This is a genomic window from Rhodanobacter denitrificans (genome assembly GCF_003335105.1).
GTDB lineage: Bacteria > Pseudomonadota > Gammaproteobacteria > Xanthomonadales > Rhodanobacteraceae > Rhodanobacter > Rhodanobacter denitrificans_A.
In genome coordinates this window covers 234,448-250,612 of record NZ_QFWQ01000005.1, presented here as the reverse complement: position 1 = coordinate 250,612, position 16,165 = coordinate 234,448, and the positions used below count along the sequence as shown (strand labels likewise).

The following is a 16,165-nucleotide window of genomic DNA, read 5'->3' as shown; positions in this document are numbered from 1 at the left end:
CAAATTATTTTCCGGATGCCCTCTTTGGAAAGGATGTGTCGGCATGTGCATATGCCGAGTGCTTATTTCCGCGTGCTGAGGCCGCTTCCGATACTTGCTACACTTTTGCATCGCGCACGGATGTCTCCTGCCCATGCCACCGCTTTCCGAATTCTTCACCTTCGCTGCCGTGGGCGCATTCGCCCAGCTGGTCGACGGCGCGCTGGGCATGGCTTACGGCGTGGTCTCGGCGGCGATGCTGCTGGGGCTGGGGCTGCCGCCAGCGGCGGCCAGCGCCAGCGTGCATTACGCCGAAACCTTCACCTGCGGCGCCTCCGGTCTCAGTCACCTGGCGGCCGGCAACGTGCGGCGGCAGCTGTTCTGGACGCTGGCCATCCCCGGCGTGATCGGCGCCGTGATCGGCGCCTACGTGGTCACACATGTCCCGGCAAACTGGATGCGGCTGGCGCTCACCCCCTACATGCTGGGCATGGGCGTGTTCCTGCTGCGACGGGCGACCCGCGGCGACCGCCCCCACGACGACGCAGTGCCGCGCGCCACCCGTCCGCTGGGCCTGGTGGCCGGTTTCGCCGATGCCGTGGCCGGCGGCGGCTGGAGCGCGCTGACCGTGACCACCCTGGTCGCCCGCGGCGCCACGCCGCGCACGGTGATCGGCACGGTGCACCTGGCCAAGTCCGTGGTCAGCGCCGCCGCCAGCGTCAGCTTTCTGCTGCACGTCGGCGCCACCAACGGCGTGGCCGTACTCGGCCTGATCGTCGGCGGCGTGACCGCCGCGCCGCTGGGCGCCCTGCTCGCCCGCCGCATGCCGGCGCGGGCCGCGACGCTGCTGGCCGCCACCGCGGTGCTGGCGCTGGGGCTCAACAACGTGGTGAAGGCACTGCACTGACATCGCCCCCACCGGTCGTCGCTACAATGCGCGCATGACCAAGCCAGCCTCCTTTCCGATCGAAGTCCGCGGTTCCGCGAAGCAGCCGCTGGGCATGCCGCCCGCCCGTTTCCTGCGCGACTATTGGCAGAAGCGCCCGCTGCTGATCCGCAACGCGTTCCCCGATTTCAAGCCGCCGCTGCAGCCGGACGACCTGGCCGGCCTGGCCTGCGAACCGGCCGCGCTGGCGCGGCTGATCGTGCACGACGAGAAGCGTGACCGCTGGCAGGTCAAGTCGGCCCCGCTGGACGAGACCGACTTCGCCGGTACCCCCGACAGCCACTGGACCTTGCTGGTGCAGGATGTCGACAAGTGGGACGCGGACGTGGCCGACCTGCTGCAGCACTTCCGCTTCCTGCCGAGCTGGCGCGTGGACGACGTGATGGTCTCCTACGCCGAGCCCGGCGGCGGCGTCGGCGCCCACGTCGACCAGTACGACGTATTCCTGCTGCAGGGCCTGGGGTCGCGGCACTGGGCGATCAGCGACGATCCGCTGGCGCCGAAGGCGTTCCGCCCCGGCGTGGAGCTGAAGCAGCTGGTGCATTTCGAGCCGACCCACGAATGGCTGCTGGAACCGGGCGACATGCTCTATCTGCCGCCGGGCGTACCGCACGACGGCGTCGCCTTCGGCGGCCCCTGCATGACGTTTTCGGTGGGCATGCGCGCGCCCTCCCAGGCCGAACTGACCGGCGACCTGGCCGACTACATCGCCGAGCGCCTGCCGGAGGAACTGCGCTACGCCGACCCGGACCTCAAGCCGGCCACCGCTGCCGGCGAAATCGACCGCGCCGCGATCGAACGGCTGAAGGACGCGCTGCCGTTCGCCGCGGCCCTGCGCGACGACGCGCTGCGCGACTGGTTCGGCCGCTTCATCACCCGCTATCGCAGCGCGCAGGTGCCGGCGCTACCGGACAAGCCGCTGACCGACGCCACACTCGCGAAGCAGCTCGATGCCGGTGCCCAGTTGCTGCGCCACCCCTGGTCGCGGCTGGCCTGGAGCCGCGGCAAGTCCGGCTGCACGCTTTATGCCAACGGGCAGGCGTACCCGGCCACGCCGGCACTGGCGCAGCAGCTGTGCGAGCAACGCGCGCTCACCATCGCCCGCAAGCCCGACGCCACCGGGCGGGCCCTGTTGCTGGCCCTGGTCAACGATGGCCACCTGCTGCCGCGCAAATCCCGCCGCCGATGAAACTGCAGGACTTCCACGTCGAGATCGCCGACTGGTCACGCGCCGACCAGCGCAGCACCCTGCTCGATCTGCGCGAGGTCGTATTCATCCGGGAACAGGCAGTCCCCGAACAGCGCGAGCGCGACGGACTGGATGCGGACTGCTGGCACGTGCTGGCGCGCGACGAGGCCGGCCAGCCGATCGGCTGCGGCCGGCTCACGCCGCAGCACAAGATCGGCCGCATGGCGGTGCTGCCGGCATGGCGGGGACGCGGCGTCGGCATGGCGCTGCTGCGCGAGCTGCTCGCACGTGCCCGCGCGCTGGGCTGGCCGCAGGTGGCGCTGGATGCCCAGGTCAGCGCAATCGGCTTCTACCAGCGCCAGGGTTTCGTGGCATTCGGCGACGAGTTCGAGGATGCCGGCCTGCCGCACCGGGCCATGCGCCTCGAACTGGCCGCCGCCGGCCCGCAGGAGCCGCCGCGCGACGGCATTGCCCTGCCCACCGGCAGCCGCAGCGAGATCGCCGCCGCGCGCCTGCTGCTGCTTCGCGACGCCCGCCACCGGCTCTGCATCCGCCTGCCGTTGCTGGAAAACGACTGCTACGCCGGCATGGAGGAACTGGCCGAGCTGCGGCGCATCGCGACCTCCGGCCGAGCTGCGCAGATCCGCATCCTGCTGCACGACCCGGCCGCGGCCCAGCGCGACGACCACCGCCTGGTCGCGCTGGCGCAGCGCCTGTCCAGTACGATCCAGATCCGCACGCCGGTAGAGGAGGCCGACCTCGCCTACGCCTCGGCCTGCCTGCTCAACGACGCCGGCGGCTACCTGTTCCTGCCTGAGGCGGATCGCGTGCAGGGCCGCGCCTCCCGCCTCGACCGTGCGGCCCAGGTACCGCTGCAGCAGCATTTCGACGAAGTCTGGGAGCGCTCCGAGCGCGCCAGCGTGCTGCAGGCGCTGGATCTCTGAGCCGACTGGGCCGCCGCGCCTTCCCCGGATGACACCGACCGCGCGGCAAACCGCATGAAACCGCAGCCTGCGGCAAAACGTGCCCTAGACCATCGTCGAAATGCCCGCCGGCAGCCCGTTCCGGGCGGTTCGCGGGTTGCCGCGCCGCAGCAGCCAAAGGCTATAATCGTCGGGATTCTCCCCAGTCATCCGTACGAGCGGTCTGCCGGGCTTGAAAACCGGACGGAAGCCGCGACCTCAAAGGTCACACGGATGGCCGCAAGCATCCCTTCCCTGCCGGTGGTGACGTGACTACAAACCTGATTCGCGAGTTCTTCGAATCCTCCCAACTCGCCGGCGGCAACGCCGATTACGTCGAATCCCTCTATGACGCCTGGCTGGCCGACGCCTCGTCGGTGCCGGCCGAATGGGCCAATTACTTTGCCTCCTTCAAGGGCCGCGAATCGGGGGACGTCTCCCACACCGCAGCCATCGCGCGCATCGAGGCGGCGCAGAAGCAGCGCCACAACGGCGTCGCCGCCGCGCCGGTGAGCGACGAGCACGCGCGCAAGCAGGCCGGCGTGCTGCGCCTGCTCACCGCCTACCGCTCGCGCGGCCACCTCGCCGCCGAGCTCGACCCGCTCGGCCTGACCGAGAAGATGCCCGCGCCGGACCTCGGCCTCGCCTTCCACGGCCTCTCCGACGCCGACCTCGACACCGAATTCGACACCGGCAACTACGCCGGCGGCGGCCAGCGCCTGAAGCTGCGCGAGCTGCTGGGTCGCCTGCAGAAGACCTACGCCAGCACGATCGGCGCCGAGTTCATGCACATCAGCAACCATGAGCAGCGCAACTGGATCTACAGCCGGCTCGAGCAGGCCACCGGCCAGAGCGGCCTGGACAAGACCGGCAAGCAGCGCGTGCTGGACGGCCTCACCGCCGCCGAGGGCCTGGAGCGCTATCTCCACACGAAGTACGTCGGCCAGAAGCGCTTCTCGCTGGAAGGCGGGGACAGCCTGATCCCGATGCTCGACGACGTGGTGCGCGCCGCCGGCGACAACGGCATCAAGGAGCTGGTGATCGGCATGGCCCACCGCGGCCGCCTCAACGTGCTGGTCAACATCCTGGGCAAGCCGCCGAAGACCCTGTTCGACGAGTTCGAGGGCCGCTTCGACCATCCAGACGATCCGGCCCACTCCGGCGACGTGAAGTACCACATGGGCTTCTCCGCCGACGTCAAGACGCCCAAGGGCGGCGTGCACGTAGCGCTGGCGTTCAACCCCTCGCACCTGGAAATCGTCAACCCGGTGGTGACCGGCTCGGTGCACGCGCGCCAGACCCGCCGCCGCGACACCGCGCACCTGCAGTCGGTGGCCGTGCTGATCCACGGCGACGCCGCGCTGGCCGGCCAGGGCGTGAACATGGAACTGTTCAACATGTCGCAGGCCCGCGGCTTCAGGATCGGCGGCAGCCTGCACATCGTGATCAACAACCAGGTCGGCTTCACCACCTCCAACCCGCAGGACGCGCGTTCCACCATGTACTGCACCGACCTGGCCAAGATGGTCAACGCGCCGGTGCTGCACGTGAACGGCGACGACCCGGAGGCGGTGATTCTGGTGACCCGGCTTGCCTACGAGTTCCGCAAGCAGTTCCGCAAGGACGTGGTGATCGACCTGGTCTGCTACCGCCGCCACGGCCACAACGAGGCCGACGAGCCGGCCGCCACGCAGCCGGTGATGTACCAGATCATCCGCAAGCGCCCGACCGCGCGCGACCTGTACCAGCAGCAGCTGGTGAAGGAAGGCGTGCTGGCCGAGGGCGAAGCCGCCAAGCAGTTCGACGCCTACCGCGCGCGCCTGGAAGCCGGCGCACCGATGACCGAGCTGGACCCGGCGCCGGTGCGCGACGGCCACGTCGACTGGGCCCGCTTCCTCGGCGGCAAGCTGTCGATGCCGGTCGACACCACGGTGCCGAAGCAGAAGCTGCTGGAGCTGGCCGGCAAGATCCTCGCCCTGCCGGCCGACCTCACCCTGCAGGCCCGCGTGGCGAAGATCTACGACGACCGCCGCAAGATGGCCGCGGGCGAGCTGCCGGCCGACTGGGGCTTCGCGGAGAACCTCGCCTACGCCACCCTCGTCGAGGGCGGCTATGACATGCGCCTGGTCGGCCAGGACTCGGGCCGCGGCACCTTCTTCCACCGCCATGCAGTGCTGCACGACCAGAAGGACGGCCACACCTGGATGCCGCTGGCCACCGTGCGCGGGGGCGCCGACGTCGAGGTGATCGACTCGCTGCTCAGCGAGGAAGCGGTGATGGCGTTCGAGTACGGTCACTCCACCACCGATCCCGACACGCTCAATATCTGGGAAGCCCAGTTCGGCGACTTCGCCAATGGTGCGCAGGTGGTGATCGACCAGTTCATCAGCTCCGGCGAGGCAAAGTGGAATCGCCTGTGCGGCCTGGTGCTGCTGTTGCCGCATGGCTACGAAGGCCAGGGTCCGGAGCACTCCTCCGCGCGCCTTGAGCGCTTCCTGCAGCTGTGCGCGATGGACAACATGCAGGTCTGCGTGCCGACCACGCCGGCGCAGGATTTCCACATGATCCGCCGGCAGATGCTGCGCGCCGCGCGCAAGCCGCTGATCGTGATGACGCCGAAGTCGCTGCTGCGCCACAAGCTGGCGGTGTCCACGCTGGACGAGCTGGCCAACGGCAGCTTCCAGCTGGTGATCGGCGAGCATCGCGAGCTGGCCGCGAAGAAGGTCAAGCGCGTGGTGCTGTGCTCCGGCAAGGTCTACTACGACCTGCTGGAGGAAGCCGAAAAGAGCAACCTCGCCGAGGTGGCGATCGTGCGCGTGGAGCAGCTCTACCCGTTCCCGCGTGCCGAGGTCAGCGCCGAGCTGGACAAGTATCCGTCGGCCAGGGAAGTCGTCTGGTGCCAGGAAGAGCCGATGAACCAGGGCGCCTGGTTCCAGATCCGCCACCACCTGCAGGCCTGCATCGGAGCCAAGCACAGCCTCTCCTACGCGGGACGTGCACGCTCGCCGGCGCCGGCCGCCGGCCACCACAACACCCACGTCGCCGAACAGGCGGCACTCGTCGAACAGGCACTGACCGCTGCGATCGGCACCGACCACTCTGCGGAATAAAGCGGCTTCTCTGAACAGTGCGGCCAGGATGGCCGCTTCTTGATCTTCGCGATCATGGACGAGCGCACCAACTCAAGGATTCACATGTCCATCGAACTCAAAGTCCCCGTCCTGCCTGAGTCCGTCTCCGACGCCACCATCGCCACCTGGCACAAGCAGGCCGGCGACGCGGTGAAGCGCGACGAGAACCTGGTCGACCTCGAAACCGACAAGGTGGTGCTGGAAGTGCCCTCGCCGGTCGACGGCGTACTGAAGGAAATCCGCCACCAGGTCGGTGACACGGTGAACAGCGAGCAGATCATCGCGATCATCGAGGCCGGCGCCGTGGCCGCCGCGCCGGCGCCGGCTCCGGCAGCCGCCGCTCCGGCGCCCGCGGCTGCGGCACCCGCCCCCGCCACTTCGAAGGCCGCCGCCGAGCTTTCGCCCGCCGCACAGCGCGTCGCCACCGAGAACAAGGTCGACACCTCCACCATCGCCGGCACCGGCCGCGATGGCCGCATCATCAAGGAAGACGTGGTCAACGCCGGCTCACGCCCTGCCGCGGCTCCCGTCGCCGCGCCGGCCGCGAAGCCGACCCCGGGCGCGCGTCCGGAAGAGCGCGTGCCGATGACCCGCATGCGCGCACGCATCGCCGAGCGCCTGATGCAGTCGAAGAACTCGATCGCCATGCTCACCTCCTTCAACGAGGTGAACCTGGCCGAAGTGGTGAAGATGCGCAAAGCCCTCGGCGACGCGTTCCAGAAGGAACACGGCATCAAGCTCGGCTTCATGAGCTTCTTCGTCAAGGCCGCCGCCGAGGCGCTGAAGCGCTACCCGTTCGTCAACGCGTCGGTCGACGGCAACGACGTGATCTACCACGGCTACCAGGACATCTCGATCGCCGTGTCCACCGACAAGGGCCTGGTCACGCCGGTGCTGCGCGACGTGCAGGACATGAGCTTCGCCGAGGTCGAGCAGGGCATCGCCGACTACGCCGCCAAGGCACGCGCCAACAAGCTGTCGCTGGACGACCTGCAGGGCGGCACGTTCACCATCACCAACGGCGGCACCTTCGGCTCGCTGCTGTCCACCCCGATCGTCAACCCGCCGCAAAGCGCGATCCTCGGCATGCACACGATCAAGGAACGTCCGATCGTCGAGAACGGCCAGATCATCGCCGCGCCGATGATGTACATCGCGCTCAGCTACGACCACCGCATCATCGACGGCAAGGACGCGGTGCTGTTCCTGGTCGACATCAAGAACCAGCTGGAGAACCCGCAGCGGATGCTGCTGGGGCTGTAACCGCTTGAACCCCTCTCCCGCCGGGAGAGGGGTTGGGGTGAGGGTTCGGTGATACCGCAACACCTCGCTCCGCCCGTACCCTCATCCGGCGCTTCGCGCCACCTTCTCCCGGCGGGAGATGGAAAGAGCAAAGAGGAAAATCATGAGCGACAAATACGATGTCATCGTCATCGGCGCCGGCCCGGCCGGCTATGTGGCTGCGATCCGCGCCGCACAGCTGGGCCTGAAGACCGCCTGCGTGGATGCCTTCGCCGGCAAGGACGGCAAGCAGGCGCTTGGCGGCACCTGCCTCAACGTGGGCTGCATCCCGTCCAAGGCGCTGCTCGATTCCTCGCGCCAGTTCCACAACCTCACGCACAACTTCGGGGTGCACGGCATCACGGCCGACAACGCGAAGATCGACGTGCCGACCTTCATCGGCCGCAAGGACAAGATCGTCAAGCAGTTCACCGGCGGCGTGGCCCAGCTGTTCAAGGCGAACAAGATCACGCCTTACTTCGGTACTGGCAAGCTGCTGAAAGGCAACAGCGTCGAGATCACCGGCGCCGACGGCAAGAAAGAAACCATCAGCGCGACCAACGTGATCCTCGCCTCCGGCTCGGTGCCGATCGAACTGCCGTTCGCGAAGTTCGACAACAAGATGATCCTCGACAATGCCGGCGCGCTCGACCTCGCCGAAGTGCCCAAGCGCCTTGGCGTGATCGGTGCCGGCGTGATCGGCCTGGAGCTTGGCAGTGTGTGGAAGCGCCTCGGCGCCGATGTCACCATCCTCGAAGCGCTGCCGGATTTCCTCTCCGTCGCCGACGCCGACGTGGCCAAGGTAGCCGCGCGCGAGTTCGCCAAGCAGGGCCTGACCATCAAGCTCGGCGCCAAGCTGACCAAGGCCGAGGTCAAGAAAAAGGAAATTGCCCTCACCTACGAGGACAAGGACGGCGCGCATGAACTGGTGGTCGACAAGTTGCTGGTCGCCGTGGGCCGCCGCGCCTACACCGCCGGCCTGCTGGCCGACGACACCGGCGTGAAGCTGGACGAGCGCGGCCGCATCGTGGTCGACGAGCACAACCACACCGGCGTCGACGGCGTGTGGGCGATCGGCGACGCGGTGCGCGGCCCGATGCTGGCGCACAAGGGTTCCGAGGAAGGCGTGGCAGTGGCCGAGTGGATCGCCGGCAAGGCCGGCCACGTCAATCTAGATACCGTGCCGTGGGTGATCTACACCGAGCCGGAGATCGCCTGGGCCGGCAAGACCGAGAAGCAGCTGAAGGACGAAGGCGTGCCGTACAAGGTCGGCAGCTTCCCGTTCGCGGCGATCGGTCGCGCCGTCGCGATGAACGAGGCGGTCGGCCAGGTGAAGATGATTGCCCATGCCGAGACCGACCGCATCCTCGGCGTGCACATGGTCGGCCCGGGCGTGTCCGAGCTGATCGCCGAGTGTGTGGTGGCAATGGAGTTCAAGGGTTCGTCCGAGGACCTGGCCCGCATCGTCCACGCCCACCCGACCCTGTCCGAGGCCGTGCACGAGGCCGCGCTGTCGGTCGACAAGCGCGCCATCCACAAGGGCAACTGAGGCCAGGATGGGCTCATCCCGGACAGCACATGAACATGCGTTGATCCGGGATCCGGAGCCTTCGTTCGGCTCGCCCGCAACCCACTCGGTCGTCATTCCCGCGAAAGCGGGAATCCATGGTGCCCGTGCGATAGGGTCAAGATGGATTCCCGCTTTCGCGGGAATGACGAGTCCTGTCGTTCCTTCGTAATCACCAAGGCGAATGCATGCCCCTACCCACCGCCATCTGCGTCTACTGCGGCTCCAGCAGTGGCCGGCATCCCGAGTACGCCGAACAGGCGCGTGCCTTCGGCGCCGAGATGGCCCGACGCGGCATCGCGCTGGTCTACGGCGGCGGCAAGGTCGGCCTGATGGGCGTGGTGGCCGACGCGGTGCTTGCCGGCGGCGGCAGGGCGGTCGGCGTGATCCCGCGCCAGCTGGTGGAGCTGGAGGTGGCGCACCCGGGCCTCAGCGAGCTGGTAGTCGTCGAGACCATGCACCAGCGCAAGACGCGCATGTACGAACTGTCCGACGCCTTCGTGGCGCTGCCCGGCGGCTTCGGCACGATGGACGAGATGTTCGAGATGCTGACCTGGGCCCAGCTCGGCCTGCACCGCTATCCCTGCGCCTTCCTCGACGTGCGCGGCTACTATCGCGACCTGCGCACGATGATGGAGCACATGGTCGACGAACATTTCGTGCGTCCCGAGCAGCGCGACAGCATCTGGTTCGGCGACAGCATGGCCGCCCTGTTCGAGTGGATGCAGGCCTACCGGGGCAGCTACATCCCCAAGTGGATCGACACCAGCAGCGTCAACGCCTGAACGGCTGCCGAGGAATATCGAGATGACCAGCTTCCGCGCGTTCCGCATCCGCAACGACGACGCCGGCTACCGCGCCGGCATCGAGGCCATGGACATTGGCGAGCTGTCGCCCGGCGAAGTACTGGTCAAGGTTGCGTACTCCTCGGTCAACTACAAGGACGCACTGGCCGGCACCGGCAAGGGCCGGATCCTGCGCACCTACCCGCTCAACGGCGGCATCGACGTGGCCGGTCACGTGGTCGCCTCGACCGACCCGGCCTTCCGGGAAGGCGACGCGGTGCTGTGCACCGGCAGCGGCCTGTCCGAGACACGCGACGGCGGCTATGGCGAATACGCGCGCCTCGACGCACGCTGGACGATCCCGCTGCCGGCCGGCCTGGGCTTGCGCGAGAGCATGATCATCGGCACCGCCGGTTTCACCGCGGCGCTGGCGCTGCTGCGCATGCAGGACAACCGGCAGACGCCTGCGCTGGGCCCGGTCGCGGTGACCGGCGCCAGCGGCGGCGTGGGGATGCTGGCGATCGACATCTTCAGCCGCGCCGGCCATGAGGTGCACGCGATCAGCGGCAAGGCCGACCACTTCGATTTCCTGCGCGGCCTCGGTGCCAGCGAATGCATCGACCGCCACCAGCTCGCCTTCAGCGGCAAGCCGATGGACTCCGTCCGCTTCGGCGGTGCGCTGGACAACGTCGGCGGCAGCATGCTCGGCGGCCTGCTGCCGCTGGTCAGCCCGTACGGCAACGTGGCGATCTGCGGCAACGCCGGCGGCATCGCCTTCGACAGCACGGTGATGCCATTCATCATCCGCGGCGTGAGCCTGCTCGGCATTGCGTCGGCCGGGACTGCGCGCGATCTGCGCGACCGGGTCTGGCGGCAGCTCGCCGGCGACTGGAAACCGCGGCACCTCGACCGTATCGCCACCCATGAAGTCGGCCTCGACGAACTCCCCGGCGTGTTCGCGCGTATGCTCGCCGGTGATTCCTTCGGCCGCACCCTGGTGCGCATCGGCAACACGGTTTGACGAAGCCGTGCTTGGAAGTACCATCGCCACGGCTTAGAATCAACGAAACTCGCAGGGGATTATCACCTTATGGCACGCATCCTGATCGTCGACGACTCCCCGTCGCAACTGCTTGGCATCAAGCGGATCGTCGAAAAACTCGGGCATGAGACCCTTTCCGCCGAGGACGGTGCCGCCGGTGTGGAAGTGGCAAAGGCGGAGAAACCCGACCTGATCCTGATGGATGTGGTGATGCCCAACCTCAACGGCTTCCAGGCCACCCGCACGATCAGCAAGAACGCCGAGACCGCGCACATCCCGATCATCCTGGTGACCACCAAGGACCAGGAGACCGACCGGGTCTGGGGCATGCGCCAGGGCGCCAAGGCCTACGTGACCAAGCCGATCAAGGAAGAGGAACTGCTCAAGGCGCTGCAGGAATTCCTGCCCGGCTGATCCTTGCCACCCAGGCCTCTGCAAAAACGGCGCCCTTGGGCGCCGTTTTCATTCAGGCGTTGCACCCGCTCAATGGCGGGGATCGAAGCCCTTGAACGCCTCGTGCAGCGCCTCGTAGGCAGCGTGTTGCTTGTCGCTGTCGGCCGGTGGCGTGCGGATCGACAGCTCCACCAGCTGATCGCCCGGATGCGCACCCGGCATGCCGCGCCCCTTCAGGCGCAACTTGCGGCCCGATTGCGAGCCCGCCGGGATGCGCAGGTCGACCGTGCCGGCCAGGGTCGGCACCGGCACGGTGGCGCCCAGCGCGGCTTCCCACGGGGCGATCGGCAGCACATGCACCACGTTGTGGCCGTCCAGGCGGAAACGCGCATCGTCGCGGATACCTACTTCCAGCAGCAGGTCGCCGTTCGGGCCGCCGGCGGCGCCACTGCGGCCCTGGCCGGACAGGCGGATCACCTGCCCCGACTGGATTCCGGCCGGAATCTTCACCTCCAGAACGCGCTCGCCACCGGCCGGATCCTGCATCGCCAGCCGCGTGCGACCGCCGTCGAAGGCGGTCTGCAGGTCGATCTGCACCGACGCCTGCACATCCTGGCCGCGCCGCGGCCGCGGCTGGCCACGATGGCCGCCGCCGGCGGCACGGCCGAACAGGCTCTCGAAGAAATCGCTGAAGTCGCCGTCGTCGCCGCCGCCGAAACCCTGCTGGCCCTGCCAACCGGGTGGCGGCCGGAACTGCTCGCCCTGCCGGTAGCCGCCGGCGCGCAACTGGTCGTAGGAACGCCGCTTCTCGGCATCCCTGAGCACTTCGTTGGCCTCGTTGACCGCCTTGAATTTCTCCTCGGCGCCGGCCTCCTTGTTCTTGTCGGGGTGGTACTTGCGCGCCAGCTTGCGATACGCCGCCTTGATCTCGGCCTCGCTCGCCTCGGGCTTCACCCCCAGGATCTCGTAATAGTCTTTGAATTCCACGCACCGCTCCTGCCGATTCGATCTTTTCCACACGCGACGACCTGCCGCGGATCATTGTCCGTGACAGGTCGCCCGCGCAATACTCGCGGAAATGTTTCAGCTGCCGGTATTGATGGTGATGCGGCGCGGCGTGGTCTCCGTCTTCTTCGGAATGACGATTTCCAGTACACCATTCTTGCCATGCGCGGTGACGCCGTCGGCATCGGCACTGTCGGGCAGCGCAAAGCGACGGTAGAACAGACCGTGCGAACGCTCCAGCCGGGTGAACTTGCCGTTCTGCTCGCGGTTCTCCAGGGTGCGTTCGCCCTTGATGGTGAGGATGCCCTTTTCCATGCTCACCTCGATCTTCTCGGGATCCACGCCGGGAATGTCGGCGTAGATCACGAAACGCTTGTCCTCTTCCTTGATGTCCACGCGCGGCGCCCATTGGCTGGTCACCACGTTGGACTGGTCCGCCTCGGCCGGGTTGCCAAGCAGGCGATCGAACGCCTCGCGGATGTCGCCGATGTTGGCCGCGCTGGCCGGATTCCACGGAAAATTGCGACTCAGATTCATGCTCGTATCTCCTCGTCGGTAGGGGTTTGCGGCCCAACGCCGCCTGTCCGGAAAGTGGGTTTTCATGGCTCCCGATTCAAGGCGACAAGCTTCCTCCCGCAGCGCTAGCATGGCGACACCATCCACGGAGGAAGTCGTCATCATGACCATTCAGATCGGCCAGCCGCTGCCGGATGTCGAGCTGTCGGCGGTCGGCGAGGAGATCCTCCCCTGCCGGACCGGCGAACTGTTTGCCGGAAGCCGCGTGGTGCTGTTCGCCGTCCCCGGCGCCTTCACGCCGACATGTTCCAGCCGGCATCTTCCAGGCTACGTGCAACGCTACGCCGACTTCCACGAAGCCGGGGTGAAGGTGATGTGCCTGGCGGTAAACGATGCCTACGTGATGCAGGCCTGGGCCCGCGTCCAGCAGGTTCCCCCGGGCCTGCTGATGCTCGCCGATGGCAACGCCAGCTTCACCCGCGCGCTGGGCCTGGAACTGGACGGCACTGCTTTCGGCATGGGCCTGCGCGCGCGGCGTTTTGCGCTCTACGCGGAAGACGGCGTGGTGCGCCTGCTGCAGGTCGAGGCACCCGGCGAGCTGCGCGTCTCCAGTGCGGAGGCGATGCTGGCGGCGATCGGCCGCTAAAAGAAAAACCCCGGCATGACCGGGGTTTTTCTCAGCTTGCCGCTGGCCTACCCGGCGGTCTCCGGCGGGAAGCCGCCGTCATCGGCCGGTCCCGGCGCCTCGGTGGATTCGGCCTCCTCGCCGTTATCCTCATCCGCCTCCAGCCGCACTACGCTGACCAGGGTCTCGTCTGCAGGCAGGCGGATCAAGGTGACGCCCTGGGTGTTGCGGCCGAGCTGCGAAACTTCCACTACGCGGGTGCGCACGAGCGTGCCCTTGTCGGAGATCAGCATCAGCTCGTGCGCCTCGCCAACCTGCACCGCGGCCACCAGCGCGCCGTTGCGCTCGGAGCACTGGATGCCGATCACGCCCTGGGTGCCGCGGCCCTTCTTGGGGAACTCGTCCAGCGCGGTGCGCTTGCCGTAGCCGCGTTCGGTCGCTGTAAGGATGTCTCCCTCGGCTGCCACGATCAACGAGACCACGGCCTCGCCCTCGGCCAGGCGCATGCCGCGCACGCCGGTGGCAGTGCGTCCCATCGAGCGCACGGTGCCCTCGTCGAAGCGGTTGACCTTGCCGTTGGAGGCGAACAGCAGGATGTCGCTGTTGCCGTCGGTGAGTTCCACGTTGACCAGCGCGTCGCCCTCGTCGAGCTTGATCGCCTGCTTGCCCTTCTGCAGCTGGTAGGCGAATTCGGTGAGCGGGGTCTTCTTGACCGTGCCGTGCTTCGTCGCGAAGAACACGTAGCGGTCGTCGGCGTACTCGCGCACCGGCAGCACTGCCTGCACCTTTTCGCCGGTGGTCAGCGGCAGCAGGTTGATGATCGGCTTGCCGCGCGCACCGGAGCCGGCCTCCGGCATCTGGTAGACCTTGAGCCAATAGACGCGGCCGGTACTGGTGAAGGTGAGCAGGGTGTCGTGCGTGTTGACCACCCACAGCTGCTCGACGACGTCCTCGTCCTTCAGCGCGGAAGCCGAGCGCCCCTTACCGCCGCGCTTCTGCGCGCGGTACGTGCTGGCCGGCTGGCGCTTGACGTAGCCGGTGTGCGACAGCGTGACCACCACGTCTTCCGGCGCGATCAGGTCGAGGACGTTGAGATCTTCCTGTGAATGCTGGATCTCGGTGCGACGGGCGTCGCCGAATTCTGCCTTGATCGCCTCCAGCTCCTCGCGGATTACCTGCAGCAGGCGGTCCGGGTTCTCCAGGATCTCGATCAGGCCGCGGATGGTTTCCAGGATCTGCCGGTATTCGTCGGAAAGCTTTTCCTGCTCCAGCCCGGTCAGGCGATGCAGGCGCATCGCCAGGATTTCCAGTGCCTGCGCCTCGGACAGCTGGTAGCTGTCGGCCTTCAGGCCGTCGCGCGGGTCCATGTCTTCCGGCCGCGACGCATCGGCGCCGGTGGCTGACAACAGGGCCCGCACCAGGCCGGCTTCCCAGCGACGCGCCACCATGCGCTCGCGCGCCTCGGCCGGCGACGACGAGGTCTTGATCAGCTCGATCATCTCGTCAATGTTGGCCAGCGCGACGGTGAGACCTTCGAGGATGTGCGCGCGGGCACGCGCCTTGCGCAGGTCGAAGATGGTGCGACGGGTGACCACCTCGCGCCGGTGGCGGATGAACGCCTCGAGGATGTCCTTGAGATTGAGCAGCTTCGGCTGGCCGTCCAGCAGGGCCACCATGTTTATGCCGAAAGTGACCTGCAGCTGGGTCTGCTGGAACAGGTTGTTCAGCACCACATCGCCCATCGCATCCTTGCGGATTTCGATGACGACGCGCATGCCGTCCTTGTCGGACTCGTCGCGCAGCTCGCTGATGCCTTCGAGCTTCTTCTCCTTGACCAGCTCGGCGATCTTCTCGATCAGCCGGGCCTTGTTCACCTGATACGGCAGCTCGTGGACGATGATCGTCTCGCGGCCGTTCGGCTCGGTCTCGATCTCGGCCTTCGCGCGCACCAGGATGCGGCCGCGACCGGTGCGGTACGCCTCGATGATGCCGGACGAACCGTTGATGATGCCGTGGGTCGGGAAATCCGGGCCGGGGATGTAGTGCATCAGGTCGTCGATCGAGAGCGCGGGCTCGTCGATCAGCGCGATCGTCGCCGCGATCACCTCGTTGAGGTTGTGCGGCGGGATATTGGTGGCCATGCCGACCGCGATGCCAGCCGAACCGTTCACCAGCAGGTTCGGCACGCGCGTGGGCAGCACCAGCGGCTCGTGCTCGCTCTCGTCGTAGTTCGGGCCGAAGTCGACGGTTTCCTTGTCGATGTCGGCCAGCAGCTCGTGGCTGAGCCGCGACATGCGCACCTCGGTGTAGCGCATCGCGGCGGCGCTGTCGCCATCGACCGAGCCGAAGTTGCCCTGGCCGTCGACCAGCATGTAGCGCAGCGAGAAAGGCTGCGCCAGGCGCACGATCGCGTCATAAACCGACTGGTCGCCGTGCGGATGGTACTTACCGATCACGTCACCGACCACGCGGGCCGACTTCTTGTACGGCTTGTTCCACACGTTGCCGAGTTCGTTCATCGCGAACAGCACGCGGCGATGCACGGGTTTCAGACCGTCACGTACATCCGGGAGGGCGCGGCCCACGATCACGCTCATGGCGTAATCGAGATAGCTCTGGCGCATCTCGTCTTCGATGTTGACGCGAATCACTTCTTTGGCGAGTTCTGCCATGAATCGGCTTCCCTGATAACGAAAAAAGGACGCTGGCACCGCGCCTCAAGCGCATGCGCAAGCGACCCGAAA

Annotated in this window: 13 protein-coding genes; 10 read left to right on the top strand and 3 right to left on the bottom strand. The window is 67.4% G+C overall.

Annotated elements, in window-relative coordinates; translation table 11 throughout:
• Positions 1 to 133: 133 nt before the first annotated feature.
• The 9 genes from DEO45_RS08480 to pilH all read left to right on the top strand — a co-directional run bounded on the left by DEO45_RS08480 (position 134) and on the right by pilH (position 11,296).
• Positions 134 to 886, top strand: coding sequence for a sulfite exporter TauE/SafE family protein (locus DEO45_RS08480; RefSeq protein ID WP_114342514.1), 753 nt, complete (start codon positions 134 to 136; stop codon positions 884 to 886).
• A 34-nt stretch (positions 887 to 920) separates the two neighbouring features.
• Positions 921 to 2,114: a cupin domain-containing protein gene (locus DEO45_RS08475; RefSeq protein ID WP_114342512.1), complete on the top strand. Its 1,194-nt coding sequence runs from the start codon at positions 921 to 923 to the stop codon at positions 2,112 to 2,114.
• Positions 2,111 to 3,058, top strand: coding sequence for a GNAT family N-acetyltransferase (locus DEO45_RS08470; protein WP_114342510.1), 948 nt, complete (start codon positions 2,111 to 2,113; stop codon positions 3,056 to 3,058). The genes DEO45_RS08475 and DEO45_RS08470 overlap by 4 nt, the downstream gene beginning before the upstream one ends.
• A 287-nt stretch (positions 3,059 to 3,345) precedes the next feature.
• Positions 3,346 to 6,186 (top strand): 2-oxoglutarate dehydrogenase E1 component, encoded by a 2,841-nt coding sequence (locus DEO45_RS08465; RefSeq protein ID WP_114342507.1) that lies wholly within the window; start codon positions 3,346 to 3,348, stop codon positions 6,184 to 6,186.
• An 84-nt stretch (positions 6,187 to 6,270) separates the two neighbouring features.
• Entirely contained in the window at positions 6,271 to 7,470 is a 1,200-nt protein-coding gene (odhB, locus tag DEO45_RS08460) for a 2-oxoglutarate dehydrogenase complex dihydrolipoyllysine-residue succinyltransferase (RefSeq protein WP_114342505.1), read from the top strand.
• Positions 7,471 to 7,612: 142 nt separating this feature from the next.
• Entirely contained in the window at positions 7,613 to 9,037 is a 1,425-nt protein-coding gene (lpdA, locus tag DEO45_RS08455) for a dihydrolipoyl dehydrogenase (RefSeq protein ID WP_114342502.1), read from the top strand.
• Positions 9,038 to 9,243: 206 nt separating this feature from the next.
• Positions 9,244 to 9,840, top strand: coding sequence for a TIGR00730 family Rossman fold protein (locus tag DEO45_RS08450; RefSeq protein WP_114342500.1), 597 nt, complete (start codon positions 9,244 to 9,246; stop codon positions 9,838 to 9,840).
• Between the two features lie 22 nt (positions 9,841 to 9,862).
• Positions 9,863 to 10,861, top strand: coding sequence for an acryloyl-CoA reductase (locus DEO45_RS08445; protein ID WP_114342498.1), 999 nt, complete (start codon positions 9,863 to 9,865; stop codon positions 10,859 to 10,861).
• Positions 10,862 to 10,930: 69 nt separating this feature from the next.
• On the top strand, positions 10,931 to 11,296 hold the full coding sequence (gene pilH, locus DEO45_RS08440) for a twitching motility response regulator PilH (protein ID WP_008435575.1): 366 nt from the start codon (positions 10,931 to 10,933) through the stop codon (positions 11,294 to 11,296).
• A 69-nt stretch (positions 11,297 to 11,365) separates the two neighbouring features.
• On the opposite strand, the gene DEO45_RS08435 is transcribed toward pilH, so the two are convergent.
• Both DEO45_RS08435 and DEO45_RS08430 read right to left on the bottom strand, forming a co-directional pair.
• Entirely contained in the window at positions 11,366 to 12,262 is an 897-nt protein-coding gene (locus tag DEO45_RS08435; RefSeq protein WP_114342496.1) for a DnaJ C-terminal domain-containing protein, read from the bottom strand.
• Between the two features lie 96 nt (positions 12,263 to 12,358).
• Positions 12,359 to 12,817, bottom strand: a complete 459-nt coding sequence (locus DEO45_RS08430) for an Hsp20/alpha crystallin family protein (RefSeq protein WP_114342494.1) — start codon at positions 12,815 to 12,817, stop codon at positions 12,359 to 12,361.
• A 142-nt stretch (positions 12,818 to 12,959) separates the two neighbouring features.
• Here DEO45_RS08430 and DEO45_RS08425 point away from each other — a divergent pair, with 142 nt between their 5' ends.
• On the top strand, positions 12,960 to 13,442 hold the full coding sequence (locus DEO45_RS08425) for a peroxiredoxin (protein WP_114342492.1): 483 nt from the start codon (positions 12,960 to 12,962) through the stop codon (positions 13,440 to 13,442).
• 47 nt (positions 13,443 to 13,489) lie between these two features.
• Here DEO45_RS08425 and gyrA read toward each other — a convergent pair whose 3' ends face one another.
• Entirely contained in the window at positions 13,490 to 16,093 is a 2,604-nt protein-coding gene (gene gyrA, locus DEO45_RS08420) for a DNA gyrase subunit A (RefSeq protein ID WP_114342489.1), read from the bottom strand.
• Positions 16,094 to 16,165 lie beyond the last annotated feature (72 nt).